This window comes from Luteibacter yeojuensis, assembly GCF_000964085.1.
GTDB classification, from domain to species: Bacteria; Pseudomonadota; Gammaproteobacteria; order Xanthomonadales; family Rhodanobacteraceae; genus Luteibacter; species Luteibacter yeojuensis_A.
Genome location: NZ_JZRB01000085.1, coordinates 1 through 17,859, shown reverse-complemented (window position 1 = coordinate 17,859; position 17,859 = coordinate 1). Strand labels below are relative to the sequence as shown.

Sequence of the window (17,859 nt, the reverse complement as noted above, 5' to 3'; positions counted from 1 at the left end):
ATGGCAGGTATCAGCGGATGGCGATGATCCACAACGCGGCACCCTGCACGGGTGCCGCCGTCCAGTGCACCTGGTAGGTGCCCGCGCTATCCACCTGCCGCCATGCCACCGCGCCTTGCACGCCGCTTTCGTCGGGCAGCTCGACAAAGCTGTCGATGAGGGTGAAGCCATCGCCCGGCACGGCCGTCATCCGCTTCACCCCGCCATCGCCCCACCAAAAGGCCAGCAAGGTGGCCGGGCCGTCGACGCTGATCGCCTTGCTGGCGACGACGGGTGCGCCGTCGGCATAGTTCTGGGCGAAGGCCTGCACGCGCGTCGCGCCGCGCACTTCCACGAAAGGCAGCGAGAGTTCGCCCTTCGGTTCGGCCGGCTTGGCGATGCTGATGCGGTGGCCGCTGCCACCGCGGGCGGCCGTCGCGACGAAGGCCCGCACGCTGAAGCGCTCGTAGCCGGTATACGTCTGCGCGTGGCCCAGCGCCTTCCAGTGGTTGTCGTAGGTGTCCCTGGGCCAGCCGTCGTTGGCCGCGTACCCGGCGTTGAACGCCACCAGCACGCTGCCCGTGGGCGCGGTGTCCATGGCCGGGGTCACGGCGGGGTCGCTGCCCAGGCCCTCGCCCTGGCCGAGGAACACGTGCGCGCCGAGCGTGGGGCCCGGTTCCGTGGCCATGGTCGTGAGTGGGGCCCCTACGGCGCAGATGGCCGTAAGGACGGCCAGGCATGAAAGGCGCAAGCGCATGCAAATCCTCCAAAAGTTGTACTTGTCACGCCGCCTTGCATAGGCCACGCTGCACCGTGCGGCATACCCTGGGGCCCAGCCATGACCGTGGCGGACGAAACCGACTTCCTCGACCTGTACGGCAAGCTGCGCCTGCGGCCCGATTGCTCGTTGGCCGATTTCAAGCAGGCGTACCGCCGCCATGTCTCGCAATGGCACCCCGACCGCCGCAGCCGCGGCGAACACGCCGATGCCGTCGCCGCGCGCCGCCTGCAGCGGCTGATGGCCCAGTACGCGGCGGCCATGGATTTCCACAAGCGGCACGGCCGGCTGCCCGGCGCGCGCGCCGTGCCCGGGGCTGCCAGCGTCTTCCACTGTGGGAGCGCGCTTGCGCGCGATGATGAGCTGGAGAATGCGCCGGTTTTGTTTGAGCCTGAGGGGCAGGATGTCGCGGGCAAGCCCGCTCCTACAGGGGAGCAGGGCGTGCCACCGGCGGTATCGGGCATGCAGGCGCGCAAACTGGCGTGGCTTGCCACGTTCGTGGTTGCCGGCGTGCTGGTGTGGACGCTGGTGCCGGATCCCGACCGCGTCGATCCGACGGCGGAGGGCGTGCCTGTCGTCACGGCCGAGGTGGCCGGGCCCGCGGTCGGGGGCGCCATGCTGGCGGCGGGCATGAAAGAGGACGAGGTCATCGCCGTCGAGGGCGAGCCCACGCTGCGTGGGCCGGATCGCTGGCAGTACGGGCCGTCGTGGGTTCGCTTCGAAGGCGGCAGCGTGGTCGACTGGTACAGCTCGCCGTTGCGTGCGTTGCACGTGCGCGACGCGCATTCCCCGCGCTGAACTGGCTCAGCGCGCGCCACGGCCGAAGATCACCACTTCCACGGTCTCGATCAGGATGACCAGGTCGAGGAACAGGCTGTGGTTCTTAACGTAGAACAGGTCGTACTTGAGCTTCTCGGCGGCATCCTCTTCCGAGGCGCCGTAGGAGTAGCAAAGCTGCGCCCAGCCCGCCAGGCCCGGCTTGATGCTGTGGCGCAGGTTGTAATAGCGGATCTTGCCTTCGAGGTCGGAGACGAACTGCGGGCGTTCGGGGCGCGGGCCCACGATGCTCATGTCGCCACGCACCACGTTCCACAACTGCGGCAGCTCGTCGAAGCGCAGCTTGCGGGCGATGCGGCCCACCCGGGTGATGCGGTCGTCGTTGGCCTTGGCCCAGCGCGCGACGCCATCCATCTCGGCATCGGTGCGCATGCTGCGGAACTTGTACAGCCAGAACGTGCGGCCGTGCTCACCGACGCGCTCCTGGCGGTAGAAAATCGGCTGGCCCTTGCCCGATTCCAGCCGGATCGCCAGCGCCGTGCCCAGCATCAGCGGCCAGCAGAGCAGGGCGATGGCGAGGGATGCGGCGATATCGAAGGCGCGCTTCAGGAACAGCGCCACGGGCGTGGCATTGAAGCCACCAGAGAACACCAGCCACGAGGGGTCGAGCATGGTCAGCTGCACGCGGCCGGCCTCGCGCTCCACGAACGTGGTGAGGTCGGTGATCTGCACGCCCAGCTGGCGGCAGGCGAGCAGGTCGTCCATGGGCAGCGAGCCGCGGCGGTCGTCCACGCCCACCACGATCTCGCTGATGCGCTCGCGGCGCACGACGTCGGCAAGCGCCTCGTCGCGGCCAAGCAGTACCTGCTCAGGCACCTGCGGCGTATCGTTCGGGCCCGGGATGTAGCCGACAAGGAAAAAGCCGCGGCGATCGGAGCGCCGGCGCATGCGGGTGTGGATCTGCGCGGCGCGCTGGCCGGCACCGTAGACGAGCACGCGGCGCTTCAGCGCATCCATTTCCACCAGGCGCATGAACAGGCCGCGGAAGCCCGCGGTGGTGAGGAAGCCGATGGCCAGCGCCATGGAGAGCACGCCGCGGCCGACATAAGCCTGCGGCACGACGTAGTAACCGACAATGAGGGCCAGGCCGCCGAAGGTGAACGCGATGGCGTGGCGGGCGAGCTGGCCGCGCCAGCTCATGCGCAGGTTGCCCCGGTACTCGCCGAGCGCCGCCATGCCCAGGAAGATCACCACGGCGAACATCGTGGCGCGGGCGATCACCGTGTCGCTCGAGGCCTGCAGGTCTTCGGGCGAGGGCGCGAAACGGATGAACGTCGCGAGGTTCAACGACAACGCGAGCAATAGCAGCTCGACGATGGCCAGTAGCGTTATCCAGCGTACGATCGGCTGTCGAAACAGACGAAGCATCTTGCATCCCCCGTGCGCACGCGATGCTGCGTGCCGATGTGGGGAAGGCTAGGCGCCACGTGCGAGGGTGTCGATTGCACTTCCGGCTTTTAGGCGGCTAGGCCGAATGGTTGTAACAGGGCTGTATCAGCCATGTGTCACAAGACGTGCAGGCTAGTGCCGCGCACGGCCGCCGGCACGGCCACCGCCGCGACCCACAGGTTGCTCTCGCCCACGTTGCTGGTGTGGCACGCGGGGTAGTGCGCGGCATCCGGTGGCGGCAGGATCAGTTCATCGGGCGTGGCCGGCGTGCTGGCGGGGTCGGTGAGCAGGCCCACGCCGAACGCCTTCAGCAAGGCCTCCTTGCGTGTCCACAGTTCGACGAGGTGGCGGTGCTTCTCTTCACCGCACTCCATAGCGTCGACCACCTGCGCCTCGGCGCGGGTACAGAACATGGGCACGAGTGCCTCCATGTCCACCTTCGCGGGGATCGATTCGATATCGACACCGACGGTCGCGGCGGCGCAGACCGAGATCGCCACCATGGGGCCGCTGTGGCTGAGGCTGGTGGAGAGCGCGCTGCCTGGCAGGCGTGGCTGGCCGTCGTCGGTGGTGGCGAGCGTGACATCCTCCGGCACGGTGCCCAGGCACTGCGCCAGCGCCACGCGCCACACGGCATGCGCGGCGGTGTAGGCCTTGCGATCGTCGCTGAAGCGGAAGCGCGCGGCGCGCGCCCGCTCGCGGCGATCAAGCAGCTCCGCCATCACGGGCTGGAAATCCGAGAATACGCGGCTGTCGAAGACCAGCACGCTGGCCTCGTGCGCCGCCGCCGTGCCGAAGCCCGTTTCCCGCAGTACCCGGTTGGTTTGCCGGATGAACTCGTGCCGCCGATCGATGGTCATGCCATGCCTGTCAGGTGATGCCGCTGCCCTCGCAGGCGGCAAGCAGCACCCGCAGGTGGTCGGCGAGCCGGAGGCTTAGGGCGACGATGGTGAAGGTGGGAAAGGCCCAGCCGCTGGTCGGGAACACCGAGCTGCCGGCCACATGCAGGTTATGCATGCCATGCACCGTGCCATCGGCGTCGACCACGCCGGTGGAGGGGTCGGTGGACATGCGGGTGGTGCCCATGTGGTGCGCGGTGCCAAAGACCTCGGGCGTCGCGCTTTCGTCCACCGCCCAGGGCGAGGCTTCGAACGTACCGCCGCAGGCATCGGCCAGCGGCTTGCCCGCCAGCGATGCGAGCGTGCGGTAGGTGTAGCGGTCCAGTTCGGTCAGCCGCCAGTCGATGTTCACCCGGCGCAGGCCCAGCGCATCGCGCGCATGGCCCAGCGTGACGCGGGAATCGCGGTTCGGCGCCTGCTCGAAGAAGCCCACCAGTTCGACGCGCTCGCTGCGCACGGTGGGCTTGTCGGCCACCTTCTGCGCCACGGCGCGGATCACGTCGCCGATATGCAGGCCCAGGTGCATCGCGCTGATGGCCAGGTTGGGTTGCACGGCCACCGCCGCCGCGGCGGGGCCGTTCTGCATGGCGGCCGAAAGGCGGGCCTCGAGCAAGGTGGCCTCGTCGCGCGAGGGCGGGCGCAGCGCGGCACGCACGTTGCGCAGCGCGCGGATGCCTTGCGGCACGGCGCCTTCCACCGCGAACGGATGCACGCGCCCGTTCAGCACCTGGTGGCGACGCTGCGCGGCCGTGGCCATGCCGATCTCGGGGGCAATGGGTGCACGTACCTTGCCGATGGTGCGCTCATACGGGCGGGTGAGCCGGTCGGGCGTGCGCGAGGCGACGTTGCCCAGCGTGCCGCGCGGGTGGTCCATGAAATAGCGGCCCACCAGGTCGCGGTCGTTGCCGAGGCCGCAGGGCGCCACGCCATCGGAAAGCAGCAGGATGCGCGCGTTTTCGATACCGCCTGCGGCGAGCACGAAGTGGCGGGCGCGGATATGCCCGCGCCGCCCCGTGAGGCTGCCGATGCGTGCCCGCACCACGGCCGTGGCCGCGGCGTTCGCTTCCAGCTCCATCAGGTTCGCGTGCAGCAGCACGGTGATGTTCGGTGCCGCGCGCATCTCGTCGCGGTAGGCTTCGCCGAACAGGATGGGGCTGCGCGCGAACAGCAGGTTCACCAGTGCCTCGGGGTCGAGGTCCAGCGGCTGCCGCGGCGGCGGCCCGTCGAACTGGCCCGGCCCGAAGCCATGCGCCTCATCGATGCGGCAGAACTCGCGCGCCTTGGCGTACCAGGGTTCGAGGTCGGCGTAGCGCAGGGGCCAGCCACTGTCAGGCACCCACTCGCGCGGCGCCATGTCGCTGTCCGCAAGCGGAATGCAGCCGCCGCCCCACAGCGTGCAGCTGCCGCCGAACACACGCATGCGCGAATGCGCCATGTCGAAGGGCGCACCCCCGTGGGCGGTGCCTTCGCACAGCGCCTGGCTGCGGTCTTCACCGGCCAGGCCACCGCTTTCGACGAGGCACACGCGGATACGCGTGCCCAGGAAGGCACGCGCGATGGCGATGCCAGCCGGCCCGGCGCCTATGACGCACAGGTCGGCCTCGTGGTCGGCCGGAGCCGACCCATCCAGGTAATCGAGGATCACAACGCATACTCCCAGGTAAGGATGTTCCCCAGCTTCTTATTCTCGTGGTGCTTTGTTTTTTTGATTTAGAGCCGGCCGTCCACCGCGTCCCGCGGCAGCACGTATTTCACGTCGTAGACCACCGAGGCCGGCTTGCCGAAGGCACGGATGCCCTCGGCGCCCATGGCCTTGAATTCGTGGTGGCCCACGGCCACCACCACGGCGTCGTAGGTGCCCTGGCGTGGCGTTTCCACCGGTGCGATGCCGTATTCATGCATCGCTTCGTCCGGGCGTACCCACGGGTCGTGCACGTCCACCGTCACGCCGTAGGCGTGCAGGGCGGCCACGATGTCCACCACGCGGGTGTTGCGCAGGTCGGGGCAGTTTTCCTTGAACGCCAGGCCCAGGATCAGCACGCGGGCGCACACGGGGTTGATGCCCTTGCGCACCATCAGGCGCACCAGCTCGCTGGCGATGTACGGGCCCATGCCGTCGTTGGTGCGGCGGCCGGCCAGGATCACGTCCGGGTGGTGGCCCACCTGGGCCGCCTTGTGGGTGAGGTAGTACGGGTCCACGCTGATGCAGTGGCCACCGACCAGGCCCGGGCGGAAGGGCAGGAAGTTCCACTTGGTGCCCGCCGCTTCGAGTACCTCGAGCGTATCGATGCCCAGCTTGTTGAACAGCATGGCCAGGTCGTTCACCAGCGCGATGTTGAGGTCGCGTTGCGTGTTCTCGATCACTTTCGCGGCTTCGGCCACCTTCAGCGAACTGGCGCGATGGGTGCCCGCGGTGATCACCGAGCGGTACAGCGCGTCGACGAAATCGGCCACGTCGGGTGTCGATCCGGAGGTAACTTTGAGAATTCCCGTAACGCGATGCGTCTTATCGCCCGGGTTGATGCGCTCCGGGCTGTACCCGGCGAAGAAATCCTGGTTGAAAACAAGGCCCGATTCGCGCTCCAGGATGGGCACGCAGATCTCTTCGGTGCAACCGGGGTAGACGGTGGATTCGTAGATCACCACGTCGCCGCGTTTGAGAACCTTGCCCAGCGTTTCGCTCGCGCGGATCAGCGGGGTGAGGTCGGGGCGGCGCGCCTCGTCGATCGGCGTGGGCACGGTGACAATATAGACATCGCACCCGGCCAGGTCGGCCATCGCCGACGAATAGCGCAGCCGCGCGGCGGCGGCCAGTTCGTCGGCATCGACTTCCAGCGTGGCGTCATGGCCTTTGCGCAGCTCGCCGATGCGACTTGAATTGATGTCGAATCCGAGGGTTGCGTATTTCTTGCCGAATTCGACGGCCAGCGGTAGGCCCACGTAGCCCAGCCCGACAATGCCGATGCGTACCGCTTCGAGGGGCAGGGGCACGAAGCGCGAGGGCGGGCTGTAGGGTCGCGACGACGCCCCCGGCTCGGCCACGGCCGCATCGCCCTGTGCACGGTTTTCAGTGTCCATCCCCGGTTCCACCCCTGGCGTTGGCTATGAGAATCCCGGTCTCCCGGGCGGCCAAAGCGTAGCAACGCCGGCCGCGCATCTCTGTATGGCTTACGGGCTCCTACTAATGGCCGATGGCGGCGGCCTGAACGGCGGCCATGTAACGCCGTTTACAAGGCCGGTGGTGCGCAGTATGGTTCGCCCGCCCACCGAGGTGAGGCGAGATATATGACTAGCAACAGGTAATGGGTCCACTGATGTCCGCGCGAACCTACATCGGGTCTGTGCGCGTGGCCTTGCTGGACGATCATGCGCTCGTCCTGAAGGGGCTCGTCGCGCACCTGAAAACCTACCCGTCGCTTGTCGTCATCGGTAGTTCGCCCAACAGCCAGCAATTCCGTGCCCTCCTGGCGCGGATGCCGGCCGATGTCGCCCTGGTCGATTATTCGCTCGCGGCCGACGACGCCGACGGGCTCACCCTCGTCCGTTCGCTGCGCGTCGCATGCCCGCGCATGAAGATCGTGGTGGTCTCGGCGTACGAGGACGGCCCCCTGGTATGCCGCCTGCTCGCCGCCGGCGCGCACGGCTTCGTGGCCAAGAGCCAGGACCCCGACGAGGTGGTGAAGGCCATCGACGCCGCCATGACCGGGCGCCTCTACGTGCCGCCGGCCCTCGAGGGCCTGCTCGCCAGCGGCATGGGCCCCCACCTGTCGCCGAAGGAAAGGGAAGTGATCCGCTGCCTGCTCGACGGGCTCACCGTCACCCAGATCGCCACCAAGTTCGGGCGTAGCCTGAAGACCATCAGCGCGCAGAAATCCACGGCGTTCCGCAAGCTGGGCATCGAGAGCGACGTGCAGCTGTTCAGCATGCGCGAGCACATCATCGCGCTGGATGCCGGGCGCGGCGCGTGAGGCGGTGGCTGGCCGCCCTGTGCGCGTGCGGCGTGGCGTTCGCGGCCTGCGCCACCGGCGATGACGCGCGGGCGCGCTGGGTCGCCGCGCACCCGGTGGTACGCGTCGCGATCGACGGGCAGCAGGGCAGCCGCGTGGCCGGCGCCTCGGCCAACCCGCTGGTGACGCAATACCTGGCGCTGGCGGAGAAGAAGACGGGGATCCGCTTCGTCGTCGTGCGCGTGGGTTCGTGGGAGGAGGCCGTAAGCGCGTTCCGCGAGCGCCGGGTCGACCTGCTGCCCTCGCTCAACGACCGCCTGGCCGCCGACCTGGGCGACGATGCCGTGGTGTCGCGGCCTTTCTACACCGGCCGCACGCTGCTTATCACCCGCACCGTGGGACCCTCGCAGGTCAGCCTGGCGGATTTCGAAGGGCGCACGGTCGCCTACAAGGGGGGCGGCGAGTTCGACAGCTGGCTGCGCCGCGAGCACCCGGCCATGCACCGGCTGCCCCTGGCGGACGTGCACCAGGTGCTTGCCGCGGTGGAAAGCGGCATCGCGGACGTGGGCCTGGGCATCGATGTCACCTACCACCCCATCATCCGCCGTGATTACGCGCTGAGCCTGCGCGTGGCGGGCGACGTGGCCGAGATGCCGGTGGACGTGCGTGTGGCGGTGCACAAGGGCGATACCGAACTCCTCGCCATCATCGACGAGAGCCTTGGCCGCGTCAGCGCGGCCGAGAACCAGGCGGTGATCGAGCGCTGGCTCGAGACGGCCTACCTGCGCGCGCCCACTATCGCGCACATCGTGGCCGTGTACCGGGTGGAGATGGGGCTTGGCGCCGCACTGGCCCTGGCGCTGGTGTTCGCGCTGTGGCAGATGCGCCGCGCCCAGCTGGCGTCGCGCCGCGGCGAGCAGCAGAAAACCATGCTGCTTGCGGTGATGAGCCACGAGGTGCGCAACGCGGTCAACGCCGTGGCATCGTCCATCGAGCTCGTCGCGCGCACGCCGCTCGAAGGCGCGCAGCGCGATCTCATGGCCATCGCCCAGTCCAGCACGCGCAACCTGCAAAGCCTGCTGCGCAGCGCGCTCGACTACACGCGCACCGAGACACAGGGGTTCACGCCCGACCTGGGCTCCTGCGATGCGCTGGCCGTGGCGCGCGAGGTCATCCAGGGCCAGCGCCAGGCCATCGACCAGAAGGGCCTGCAGGTGCGGCTCGACCTGCCCATGGGCGCGTTGCCATGGCTGCTCCTGGACGAAACGCGCCTGCGCCAGCTGCTGGAGAACCTGCTGGCCAACGCCGTCAAGTTCACCGAGCGCGGCCACGTGGGCATCGCGTTGTGGCAAAGCGTCTCCGGCGATGACGTGCGCCACCTGGTCGCCGAGGTGTTCGATACCGGCGCGGGCGTGCCCGCCGAGCGGCAGCGCCACCTTTTCCGGCCGTTTTCGCAAGCCCACGGCCAGCGGTCGCGGCGCCTCGGTGGCACCGGGTTGGGCCTGGGCATCTGCCGCGAGGTCGCCCAGCACCTGGGTGGCCGCCTGCGCTTCACCAGCGAGGAAGGCGTGGGCACCTCGGTGCGCATCGAACTGCCGACCAGCCTGGTGCCGGCCGCGCCGCTGCCCCGGCCCACGGCTCCGGGCGACGCCGAGCCACCGGCCGCGGGCGGCACCGTGCTGCTGGTGGAAGACCACCCGGCGAACCGGCAGATCATCGCCGCCCAGCTGCGCTTCCTCGGCTTCGATACCTTCGCGGTGGACCGCGGCCAGGCCGCGATCGATGCGTGGGTGCCCGGGCGGTTCGTGGCCGTGCTGCTGGATTGCCAGCTACCGGACATGCTCGGCTACGACATCGCCGCCGAGCTGCGCGCACGCGAGGAAGCATCGCGCAGCGCGCCGCTGCCGTTCATCGCCATCTCGGCCAACGACGATGCCGACCACTACCAGCGCTGCGCGGTGAGTGGCATCGACATCGTGATGGGCAAACCGCTCTCGCTCGATCGCCTCAGCGAGGCCCTTGAACGAGGCAAGGCGCGCCGCGCCGACGAGGCGGCAGCGCTGTTCCGGCACGAGGCGCAGGCCGACCTGGCCGCCCTGGAGCAGGCCCTCGCCACCGGCGCGACCACCGTGGCACGCCAGCGCCTGCACCGCGTGCATGGCGCGGCGCTGGTGCTGGGCCGGCGCGACCTCGAGCCCGCGCTGGCCGCGCTGGGCGACGCCCTGGCGCAAGGGGGCGATGTGGCCGCCGCCATGGCGAAGGTTCGCGCCATGCTTGGCTGACGCCCTTTAAACGCCGCGAAGGGTACCAATGTGGTTTGGGTTGTCCCCCACTCACCAGCGGAGTAGTCCCATGGCAAGCATCAATGCGGCGGCAAGCGGCACGTTCAGTATCGGCGGCGACCTCGAGGTCAACCGCCTCGGGTTCGGCGCCATGCGCGTCACCGGCAAGGGCATCTGGGGCGATCCGCCGGACCACGCCAAGGCCATCGCCGTCCTGAAGAAATTGCCTGAGCTTGGCATCAATTTCATCGACACGGCCGATAGTTACGGCCCCTTCGTGAGTGAGGACCTCATCCACGAAGCACTCCATCCCTATAAAGGCCTGGTCGTCGCCACCAAGGGTGGCCTCACCCGCCACGGCCCGGATATCTGGGCCCCCGTCGGCCGCCCGGAGTACCTGCGCCAGTGCGTGCTGATGAGCCTGCGCCGGCTCAAGGTCGATCGCATCGACCTGTGGCAGCTGCACCGCGTGGACGAGAAAGTGCCCGCCGACGAGCAGTTCGACGCCATCAAGCAGATGCAGGCGGAAGGCCTGATCCGCCACGCGGGCCTCTCGGAAGTGAAGGTGGAGCAGATCGAAGCGGCGCAGAAGTTCTTCAAGGTGGCCACGGTGCAGAACCTCTACAACCTCGGCAACCGCCAGAGCGAGGAGGTGCTCGATTACTGCGAGAAGCACAACATCGGCTTCATCCCCTGGTACCCGCTGGCCGCGGGTGCGCTGGCGAAAGAGGGCTCGGTGCTGTCGAAGATCGCCCAGAAGCTCGGCGCCACCAACGGCCAGGTGGCCCTGGCCTGGCTGCTGAGGCGCTCGAAGGTGATGCTGCCGATCCCCGGCACCGGTGACGCCGAACACCTGGCGGAAAACGTCAAAGGCGCCTCGCTCGAACTCTCGCAAGCTGACTTCGAAGCGCTCGAACACGCGGTGAAATAGCCCCTGTGCCCTGATGGCGGGCGCGGGCTTAACTGTGGGAGCGCGCTTGCGCGCGATGCTCTTCCGAAGAGCCATCGCGCGCAAGCGCGCTCCCACATCGTTAGGACACCCGGTCTAGTGGAGCTTTACCGGCGGGTAGGTTGTCCGGCGCAGGCGGTCGGCGAGCCATAGCGCCGTGGCGCGCACCCAGCCGTGCAGGGTCACGCGGTGCATCTGTTCCAGCGAGACATAGAGCATCTTCGCCAGCCAGCCGCGCAGCGGCAGCACCGAGCGGCCCGGCGGCACGCTGGGCACTTCGCCCGCCGCCTGCCGTGCGCCCAGCGATACCAGCGTGCCCTTGGCGTGGTAGCGGAACGGGGCGGTGGCGCGCCCCTCGACCAGCGCCGGCAAGGCCTTCGCCAGCCAGCTGGCCTGCTGGTGCGCGGCCTGTGCCGTCGGTGGTACCACCGTTCCCTCGGGGCTGGACGCCGCGAAGGCGCAGTCGCCGATGGCGTAGACATCCTCCACGCCCTTCGCCGCCAGGTGCGCGTCGACGATGATGCGGCGGTCGCGCGATAGCTCGAACGGCCCCAGCGTGGTCACGAATTCGTGGCCGACCACGCCGGCGGCCCATACCTGGATATCGCAGGGGATGTGCGCGCCATCGGTCAGCGTGAACGAGCCCTCCTGCACGGATTTGACGCCGACGCCGACGCGCACGTGCACGCCCATGTGCTCGAGGATGCGCTGGGCCCATGCCGATGTGCGTGGATCCACCGCAGGCAGCACGCGCGGGGCCATGTCCATCAGCGTGATATCGAGCTTGGTGGCCGGTGCCAGGCCGCCATAGCGGTGCATGTCGTTGAAGGCATGGTGCAACTCGGCGGCGAGCTCGACGCCCGTGGCCCCGGCGCCCACGATGCCGATGCGGATCTTGTGGCTTGGGTCGCCCGCCGTACGCAGCGCCAGCGCCAGGATGCGGCGGCGCAGGCGCACGGCCTGCGTGGGGCTGTCGAGCATGTCGCAGTAATCCAGCACGCCGGGCGTGCCGAAGTCGTTCACGCGGCTGCCGAACGCCAGCACTAGCGTGTCGTAGCCAAGCGTGCGGGCCGGCAGGATGAGTTCGTCGGTGCCCGGCAGGTGCACCTCGGCCAGCGCCACCTGCTTCGTCGCCGTATCGACCCGATGCACCGCGCCTGGCTCATAGCGATAGCCATGCGTCGTGCCGTGCGACAGGAACGGCACGGCTTCTTCGCCGTCGCCGAGCAGGCCGGCGGCGAGCTCATGCAGGCGTGGCTTCCAGAAATGGCTGGGGTCGCGGTCGACCAGCGCGACCTCGAACGCCGCCTGCTTGCCCAGCCGCGTGGCCAATTCAACGCCGGCGGCGCCGCCGCCGACGATCACTACCCGGTGTGTGCGTGTTGCCATGGAAACGCCTTGGTGGAAAGAAAGCTGATCATTGGCATGGAAGCATAGACACCACGGCGTGGGTTGCTTGCGAAGGCTTGCCCTTTGCTGTAAATCCAGCACGATGACACTGCGACTCCTCCGACGACGCACCTGAGCCCCCCGTGCCGCCCGGCGCGCCCGCGCCGCCGCCCGTTGTCCGTGTCCCTGGAACCCGCATGCTCCTGTCCCTGATATCGCAGGTGGACGAGGCCCTGGCCGTCGTCTTCCACGCCCTTGGCCTGCCGCCCCACCTTGCCCACGCCGAGCCCTCCGCCCGCCCCGCGCTGGGTGACGTGCAATGCCACGCCGCGCTGGCCGCCGCGCGTGTGCTGGGCCGGCCACCGCGCGCCATCGCCGACGACATCGCCGCCGCGTTGCGCGGCGATGCCCGTTTCGCCGCCGTCGAGGTGGCCGGGCCGGGCTTCGTCAACATCCGTTTCGCCGACACCTTCCTCGGCACCGCCGCCGCGGCGACCCTCGCGGACCCGCGCCTGGGCGTGGCGGACGAGGGGCAGGGCGCGCTGGTGGTGCTCGACTTCGGTGGCCCCAATGTCGCCAAGCCGCTGCACGTGGGCCACCTGCGCTCGCTGGTGCTGGGCGAGAGCCTGCGCCGCATCCTCGGCGCGCTGGGCTGGCGCACGCACGGCGACGCGCACCTGGGCGACTGGGGGCTGCAGATGGGCATGCTCAGCGCGGCGATCCGCCTGCGCGACCCGGCGATGCCGTACTTCACGGGTGCCGGGCCATATCCCACCAACGCCCCCGTGACGCTCGACGAGCTCGAACGGCTCTATCCGGAAGCGGCTGCCGCGTGCCGCGACGACCCCGCGCGCATGGCCGGCGCACGCGCGGATACCGCGGCGTTGCAGGCGGGTGATCCGGGCCTGCTCGCACTCTGGCACGCGCTGCGCCAGCTAAGCGTCGATGCGCAGGTACGCGATTTCGCCCTGCTGGGCGTGCATTTCGACGCGCTCGATGGCGAGAGCGATGTGCGCGACGCCATCGCGCCCTTGGTCGACGACCTGCGCGCGCGGGGCATCGCACGCGCCAGCGAGGGCGCGCTGGTCGTGGACGTGGCGCTGCCCGGCGATACCAGCGAGGTGCCGCCACTGCTGCTGGTCAAGGCCGACGGCGCGGCGCTCTACGCCACCACCGACCTGGTCACGCTGCAGGCGCGCGCCCGCATGCCGGGCCTGGCGAAGGTGGTGTATGTCGTGGACCAGCGCCAGGCCCTGCATTTCGAGCAGGTCTTCCGGGCCGCGCGGCGCGCGGGCATCGCCGATGGCGTCGACCTGGTGCATGCGGGGTTCGGCACGGTGAACGGCAAGGATGGCAAGCCGTTCAAGACGCGGCAGGGCGGCGTCGCGCGCCTGCGCGACCTGCTCGACGAAGCCGTCGAGCGGGCGGCCGAGCGCGTGGAAGCGTCAGCGCGCGTCGCGGTCGGCGAGCGGCCGGCCCTGGCGCGCAGCATCGGCATGGCCGCGGTGAAGTTCGCCGACCTCTCGGGTGACCGCGTATCGGGCTACGTGTTCGACGCCGAACGGCTGGTGGCCTTCGAGGGCAAGACCGGGCCCTACCTGCAGTACGCCGTGGTGCGGCTGCGCTCGCTGCTGGCCAGGGCCGCCGGCATGGCCGTCGGCCCGCCACATGCCACGCTGCCGGCGGAGCGCGAGCTGGTGCTCGCCTGCCTTGGCTTCGGCGCGAAGGTCTCCGAAGCCGGGCACCTGCTGCAGCCCGGCGTGCTTGCCGCATGGGCGCATGACATCGCCCAGCGTTTCAGCACGTTCTACGACCGCTGCGAGGTGCTGCGCGAGACGGACGAAACATGCCGCTCGCGCAGGCTCGGCATCTGCACGCTAACCCTGGCGGTGCTGGAACGCGCGGTGGCCCTGCTCGGCATCGACGTGCCAGCCCGCATGTAGCGAGTCATGCCTTCTCGTACGCGTCCACGGCATCCATCACGCGCGCCGAGTACACCAGTGCGGCGCCGGCGTTCAGGGCGATGGCGGTGCCCAGGGCCTCGGTGATCTCTTCCCGCGTGGCGCCCGCTTTCACGGCGGCGCCTGCGTGCACCGTGATACAGCCGTCGCAGCGCGACGTGACGGCGACGGCGAGCGCGATCAATTCGCGTGTCTTCGCATCGAGGTGGTTGGTCTTCGAACCGGCGTTCGACAAGGCGGTATAGCCCTGCACGGTGCCGGGGCTCAGTTTGCCGATCTCACCGATGCGGCCCATGAGTTCATCGCGGTAGGCAATCCAGTCAAGCATGGTCGTGGCTCCTTCGTGGGCGGCGCGGGGTGCGCCGTCCTGTGATGCCCATCTTGGCACCGCGCGCTGCGCCGCTGAATGCCGCAAACGCGCGCGTTTTGGCGAGTTCGTCTCACCCGGACAGAACGTCGCACCCTGCTGACATCTCGCGGCCGCGCGCGGCGCGCCTGCTACCCTCGCGCGCTGTTGAATCATCGAGACGGAGCTCTCATGCGCCAGCCGGAACCCTCGGCGCCCCGCCTTGGCTGCGCGGACTGCGGCCTCCATGCCATCTGCCTACCCGAAGGCGTCGACGAAGAGGGCCTCGCGCGGCTCGACCGCCTGACCCGCCAGCGCAGCACCTACCAGCGTGGCGAGCTCGTGTTCCGCCAGGGCCAGTCCTTCAACACGCTCTACGTCGTGCGCTCGGGCGCCGTCCGCGTGGCGATCGCCGACCCAAGCGGCGGCCGGCAAGTGCTCGGTTTCCGCCTGCCCGGGGAGATCCTCGGCATCGACGCGCTGCTCGACAACGCCCACCGCACCGACGCCACGGCGCTCGAACGCACCACGGTGTGCGAGGTGCCGTTCGCGCGCATCGAGGAACTGTTCCAGCTGCTGCCGTCGCTGCAGCGGAAGATGATGCGCGAGCTGGGCCGCGAGGTGGCCGCGGCCCAGCAGCACGCGCAGGCGATGGGGCGCTCGCAGGCGCTCGAGCGCGTGGCGATGTTCCTCAACGCGTTGCTGGTGCGCTACGACCGGCTTTCGCGCCCGACCGACCTGGTTCGCCTGCCCATGGGCCGCGGCGACATCGCGTGCTACCTCGGCATCGCCGTCGAAACCGTGAGCCGGGCGTTCGGCCGCATGGAGGAAAACGGCGTGATGGTGGCCAGCGGCCGCCACGTGCGCATCTTCCGCCGCGACCTGCTCGAAGCGTTGTGCACCGGCAAAGGCACGGGCCAGCGCAAGCGGCACTGAGCGGCCGCCCCTTGTCCCGTGGGGCAGGCATCCCGATACTGCCCGCACCATGGACGCCCTGACCCGACTCCTTGACCTTGCCCGCGTGCGCGGCGCGCTCGACCTGCGTTGCCAGCTGGCTGGCGGCTTCAGCCTCGACCACGCGGATGCCGGCCCGGGCGAGGCGCCCTTCCACCTGGTGCTCGCGGGCGAGGGCGTCATGGAGCTGCCGGGGCGGCGCACGCTGCCGATGCGCGCGGGCGATCTCATCGTGCTGCCGCACGGCACGTCGCACAAAGTGCGTGATGTGCGCGGCGTGCTCCACGACGCCCCCGTCGAAATCGACCGGGCCGGGCCGCTCACGGTGAAGCGCACGGCGGGCGACGGCGAGCCGCTCGACCTGCTGTGCGGGCGGTTCGTGCATGCGCCCGATGCGGGCCAGCTGCTGTTCGCGAGCCTGCCCGACGTGCTGCATGCTTCGCTTGCGGATTCACAGGGCATCGCCACGCTCGAGGCCATCGTCCACGTGCTGCGCGTGGAGGTGGGCGCGCTGGCACCCGGTGCGCTGGCGGTGGTCACCGCGCTCAGCCAGGCCTTGCTGGTGTTCGCCCTGCGTGCGCAGCTGGCGGCCGGGCACATGCCGCCGTCGTTGCTCACGCTGCTGGCCGAGCCGCGCCTGGGCCGCGCCATGCTGGCCATGCTGCGCGAGCCGGCGAAGGAGTGGACCGTGGAATCGCTGGCCGCGCAGGCGGCGATGTCGCGCGCCACGTTCGCGCGCCACTTCGAAGCGAAGGGCAAGCAATCGCCGCACGAGGTGCTCACGCTGTTGCGCATGCACCTCGCGGCGGAATACCTGCGCCGCGGTGAGCTCACGGCGGCGGCGGTGGCCGAGCGCGTGGGCTACAAATCCGAATCGGCGTTCGGCAAGACCTTCCTGCGGGTGATGGGCCAGACCCCCGCGCGGTTCCGCCGCGAGGCGCCGCTGGGCGGCTAGGGCTGGCGGGCCACGTGGCTGCGCCGGCGCGCGAGCCACTTGTCGAGTTCATTGGCGAAATTCTGCCTGTCGCGCGGGTGCATGGCGGCGGGGCCGCCCGTGTCGACGCCCGCGCCACGTAGCTCTTCCATGAAATTGCGCATGGAGAGGCGCGCGGCGATGGTCTCGCGGGTGAACAGCTCGCCCCGGGGGTGCAACGCCAGCGCGCCTTTTTCGATGGCGAACGAAGCGAGCGGGATATCCTGGGTCACCACCAGGTCGCCCGGCTGCACCCGGCGCACGATCTCGTCATCGGCCACGTCGAAGCCGCCGGGCACCTGGATCGAGCGGATGTATTTCGACGCTGGCGTGCGGATCCACTGGTTCGCCACCAGGGTGACCTCGACCTGCTCGCGCTCGGCCGCACGGAAGAGGATGTCCTTGATGACGTTGGGGCAGGCGTCGGCGTCAACCCAGATATTCATGGCAGTTCGGTGATCCAGCGTTCAAGCGAGAGGGGGATCGTCGCCATCGCGCCGCCCCCGGTCAAGCCGGGCCGCGGGAAAACTTGCTGTTGTGGGAGCGCGCTTGCGCGCGATCGCGCGCAAGCGCGCTCCCACAACACCAAGGGCGCAAGACGCGGATGGCCGGGTTTTGCGCGTGGGTGGAGCATGGAGCCATCACCCAAGGAGACACCCCCATGGCTTATCGCATCCGCGGCATCGATCCTTCGCCGTTCGTTTCCCTCTACGGGCTTACCGAAGCCGAACTGCACGCGCGTGGTGCCCTGCGCCGCGTGGCCACCGACGACACCGGCTACCCGGAGCGCATCGAACTGCGCAACGCCAGCAAGGGTGATTCGCTGTTGCTGGTGAATTACACGCACCAGCCGGCAGCCGGGCCTTACCATGCGAGCCACGCGGTGTTCTTGCGGGAAGGGGCGATGGAAGCCGTGCAGGTTGTCGACGAGGTGCCGGAGGTGTTGGCCTGCCGCATGATTTCGCTGCGGGCCTTCACGAAGGATGACCTCATCGACCATGCCGTGCTGGTGGATGGGCGGCAGCTGGATGAGGCGATCCGGCGGATGCTTGGGGTGCAAAGCGTGGCGTACGTGCATGCGCACTACGCGGCGTATGGTTGTTTTGCGGCTTACGTCGACCGCCATTGATTTGGGGGGCGACGACGGCCCCCTGTAGGAGCGCGCTTGTGGGGTGA

At 69.4% G+C, this 17,859-nt stretch carries 16 protein-coding genes; 8 read left to right on the top strand and 8 right to left on the bottom strand.

Annotated elements, in window-relative coordinates; genetic code table 11:
* Positions 1-10: 10 nt before the first annotated feature.
* Positions 11-667 (bottom strand): hypothetical protein, encoded by a 657-nt coding sequence (locus tag VI08_RS20070; protein WP_157130534.1) that lies wholly within the window; start codon positions 665-667, stop codon positions 11-13.
* 150 nt (positions 668-817) lie between these two features.
* Here VI08_RS20070 and VI08_RS20065 point away from each other — a divergent pair, with 150 nt between their 5' ends.
* Positions 818-1,555, top strand: coding sequence for a J domain-containing protein (locus VI08_RS20065; RefSeq protein ID WP_045831415.1), 738 nt, complete (start codon positions 818-820; stop codon positions 1,553-1,555).
* Positions 1,556-1,561: 6 nt separating this feature from the next.
* On the opposite strand, the gene VI08_RS20060 is transcribed toward VI08_RS20065, so the two are convergent.
* The 4 genes from VI08_RS20060 to tviB form a co-directional block, all read right to left on the bottom strand.
* On the bottom strand, positions 1,562-2,962 hold the full coding sequence (locus VI08_RS20060) for a TIGR03013 family XrtA/PEP-CTERM system glycosyltransferase (RefSeq protein ID WP_045831414.1): 1,401 nt from the start codon (positions 2,960-2,962) through the stop codon (positions 1,562-1,564).
* A gap of 137 nt (positions 2,963-3,099) precedes the next feature.
* A complete protein-coding gene (locus VI08_RS21090; protein WP_052698080.1) occupies positions 3,100-3,843 on the bottom strand; it encodes a 4'-phosphopantetheinyl transferase family protein in 744 nt (247 codons plus the stop codon).
* Positions 3,844-3,853: 10 nt separating this feature from the next.
* Positions 3,854-5,527 (bottom strand): GMC oxidoreductase, encoded by a 1,674-nt coding sequence (locus VI08_RS20050; RefSeq protein WP_045831413.1) that lies wholly within the window; start codon positions 5,525-5,527, stop codon positions 3,854-3,856.
* A gap of 65 nt (positions 5,528-5,592) precedes the next feature.
* Positions 5,593-6,960: a Vi polysaccharide biosynthesis UDP-N-acetylglucosamine C-6 dehydrogenase TviB gene (gene tviB / locus VI08_RS20045; protein WP_084621638.1), complete on the bottom strand. Its 1,368-nt coding sequence runs from the start codon at positions 6,958-6,960 to the stop codon at positions 5,593-5,595.
* A 236-nt stretch (positions 6,961-7,196) separates the two neighbouring features.
* Between tviB and VI08_RS20040 the strand changes: the two genes are divergently transcribed.
* The 3 genes from VI08_RS20040 (at position 7,197) to VI08_RS20030 (ending at position 11,042) form a co-directional block, all read left to right on the top strand.
* On the top strand, positions 7,197-7,850 hold the full coding sequence (locus tag VI08_RS20040; protein WP_045831412.1) for a response regulator transcription factor: 654 nt from the start codon (positions 7,197-7,199) through the stop codon (positions 7,848-7,850).
* Positions 7,847-10,111, top strand: coding sequence for an ATP-binding protein (locus VI08_RS20035; RefSeq protein WP_045831411.1), 2,265 nt, complete (start codon positions 7,847-7,849; stop codon positions 10,109-10,111). Before VI08_RS20040 ends, VI08_RS20035 begins: the two co-directional genes overlap by 4 nt.
* Before the next feature lie 70 nt (positions 10,112-10,181).
* Complete coding sequence (locus VI08_RS20030) at positions 10,182-11,042, top strand: aldo/keto reductase (RefSeq protein WP_045831410.1); 861 nt, start codon at positions 10,182-10,184, stop codon at positions 11,040-11,042.
* A 114-nt stretch (positions 11,043-11,156) separates the two neighbouring features.
* Here the strand turns inward: VI08_RS20030 and VI08_RS20025 are convergent, their stop codons facing one another.
* A complete protein-coding gene (locus VI08_RS20025; RefSeq protein ID WP_045831409.1) occupies positions 11,157-12,449 on the bottom strand; it encodes an NAD(P)/FAD-dependent oxidoreductase in 1,293 nt (430 codons plus the stop codon).
* Between the two features lie 197 nt (positions 12,450-12,646).
* Here VI08_RS20025 and argS point away from each other — a divergent pair, with 197 nt between their 5' ends.
* Positions 12,647-14,392: an arginine--tRNA ligase gene (gene argS, locus VI08_RS20020; RefSeq protein WP_045831408.1), complete on the top strand. Its 1,746-nt coding sequence runs from the start codon at positions 12,647-12,649 to the stop codon at positions 14,390-14,392.
* 4 nt (positions 14,393-14,396) lie between these two features.
* On the opposite strand, the gene VI08_RS20015 is transcribed toward argS, so the two are convergent.
* The gene (locus VI08_RS20015) at positions 14,397-14,738 is read right to left on the bottom strand and encodes a carboxymuconolactone decarboxylase family protein (RefSeq protein ID WP_045831407.1); all 342 of its coding nucleotides are present in this window, start codon (positions 14,736-14,738) and stop codon (positions 14,397-14,399) included.
* 210 nt (positions 14,739-14,948) lie between these two features.
* Between VI08_RS20015 and VI08_RS20010 the strand changes: the two genes are divergently transcribed.
* Both VI08_RS20010 and VI08_RS20005 read left to right on the top strand, forming a co-directional pair.
* A complete protein-coding gene (locus VI08_RS20010; RefSeq protein WP_045831406.1) occupies positions 14,949-15,692 on the top strand; it encodes a cyclic nucleotide-binding domain-containing protein in 744 nt (247 codons plus the stop codon).
* A 49-nt stretch (positions 15,693-15,741) separates the two neighbouring features.
* Positions 15,742-16,665: an AraC family transcriptional regulator gene (locus tag VI08_RS20005; RefSeq protein ID WP_045831405.1), complete on the top strand. Its 924-nt coding sequence runs from the start codon at positions 15,742-15,744 to the stop codon at positions 16,663-16,665.
* Here the strand turns inward: VI08_RS20005 and VI08_RS20000 are convergent.
* Entirely contained in the window at positions 16,662-17,129 is a 468-nt protein-coding gene (locus VI08_RS20000) for a YaiI/YqxD family protein (RefSeq protein WP_045831404.1), read from the bottom strand. The genes VI08_RS20005 and VI08_RS20000 overlap by 4 nt on opposite strands.
* A 215-nt stretch (positions 17,130-17,344) precedes the next feature.
* Here VI08_RS20000 and VI08_RS19995 point away from each other — a divergent pair, with 215 nt between their 5' ends.
* Positions 17,345-17,812, top strand: a complete 468-nt coding sequence (locus tag VI08_RS19995) for a DUF1203 domain-containing protein (protein ID WP_045831403.1) — start codon at positions 17,345-17,347, stop codon at positions 17,810-17,812.
* Positions 17,813-17,859 lie beyond the last annotated feature (47 nt).

Coding starts and splice junctions, on each gene's coding strand:
- VI08_RS20070 (WP_157130534.1), bottom strand. CDS start 667: ATGGCCACGGAACCGGGCCCCACGCTCGGCGCGCACGTGTTCCTCGGC.
- VI08_RS20065 (WP_045831415.1), top strand. CDS start 818: ATGACCGTGGCGGACGAAACCGACTTCCTCGACCTGTACGGCAAGCTG.
- VI08_RS20060 (WP_045831414.1), bottom strand. CDS start 2,962: ATGCTTCGTCTGTTTCGACAGCCGATCGTACGCTGGATAACGCTACTG.
- VI08_RS21090 (WP_052698080.1), bottom strand. CDS start 3,843: ATGACCATCGATCGGCGGCACGAGTTCATCCGGCAAACCAACCGGGTA.
- tviB (WP_084621638.1), bottom strand. CDS start 6,960: ATGGACACTGAAAACCGTGCACAGGGCGATGCGGCCGTGGCCGAGCCG.
- VI08_RS20040 (WP_045831412.1), top strand. CDS start 7,197: ATGTCCGCGCGAACCTACATCGGGTCTGTGCGCGTGGCCTTGCTGGAC.
- VI08_RS20030 (WP_045831410.1), top strand. CDS start 10,182: ATGGCAAGCATCAATGCGGCGGCAAGCGGCACGTTCAGTATCGGCGGC.
- VI08_RS20025 (WP_045831409.1), bottom strand. CDS start 12,449: ATGGCAACACGCACACACCGGGTAGTGATCGTCGGCGGCGGCGCCGCC.
- argS (WP_045831408.1), top strand. CDS start 12,647: ATGCTCCTGTCCCTGATATCGCAGGTGGACGAGGCCCTGGCCGTCGTC.
- VI08_RS20015 (WP_045831407.1), bottom strand. CDS start 14,738: ATGCTTGACTGGATTGCCTACCGCGATGAACTCATGGGCCGCATCGGT.
- VI08_RS20010 (WP_045831406.1), top strand. CDS start 14,949: ATGCGCCAGCCGGAACCCTCGGCGCCCCGCCTTGGCTGCGCGGACTGC.
- VI08_RS20005 (WP_045831405.1), top strand. CDS start 15,742: ATGGACGCCCTGACCCGACTCCTTGACCTTGCCCGCGTGCGCGGCGCG.
- VI08_RS20000 (WP_045831404.1), bottom strand. CDS start 17,129: ATGAATATCTGGGTTGACGCCGACGCCTGCCCCAACGTCATCAAGGAC.
- VI08_RS19995 (WP_045831403.1), top strand. CDS start 17,345: ATGGCTTATCGCATCCGCGGCATCGATCCTTCGCCGTTCGTTTCCCTC.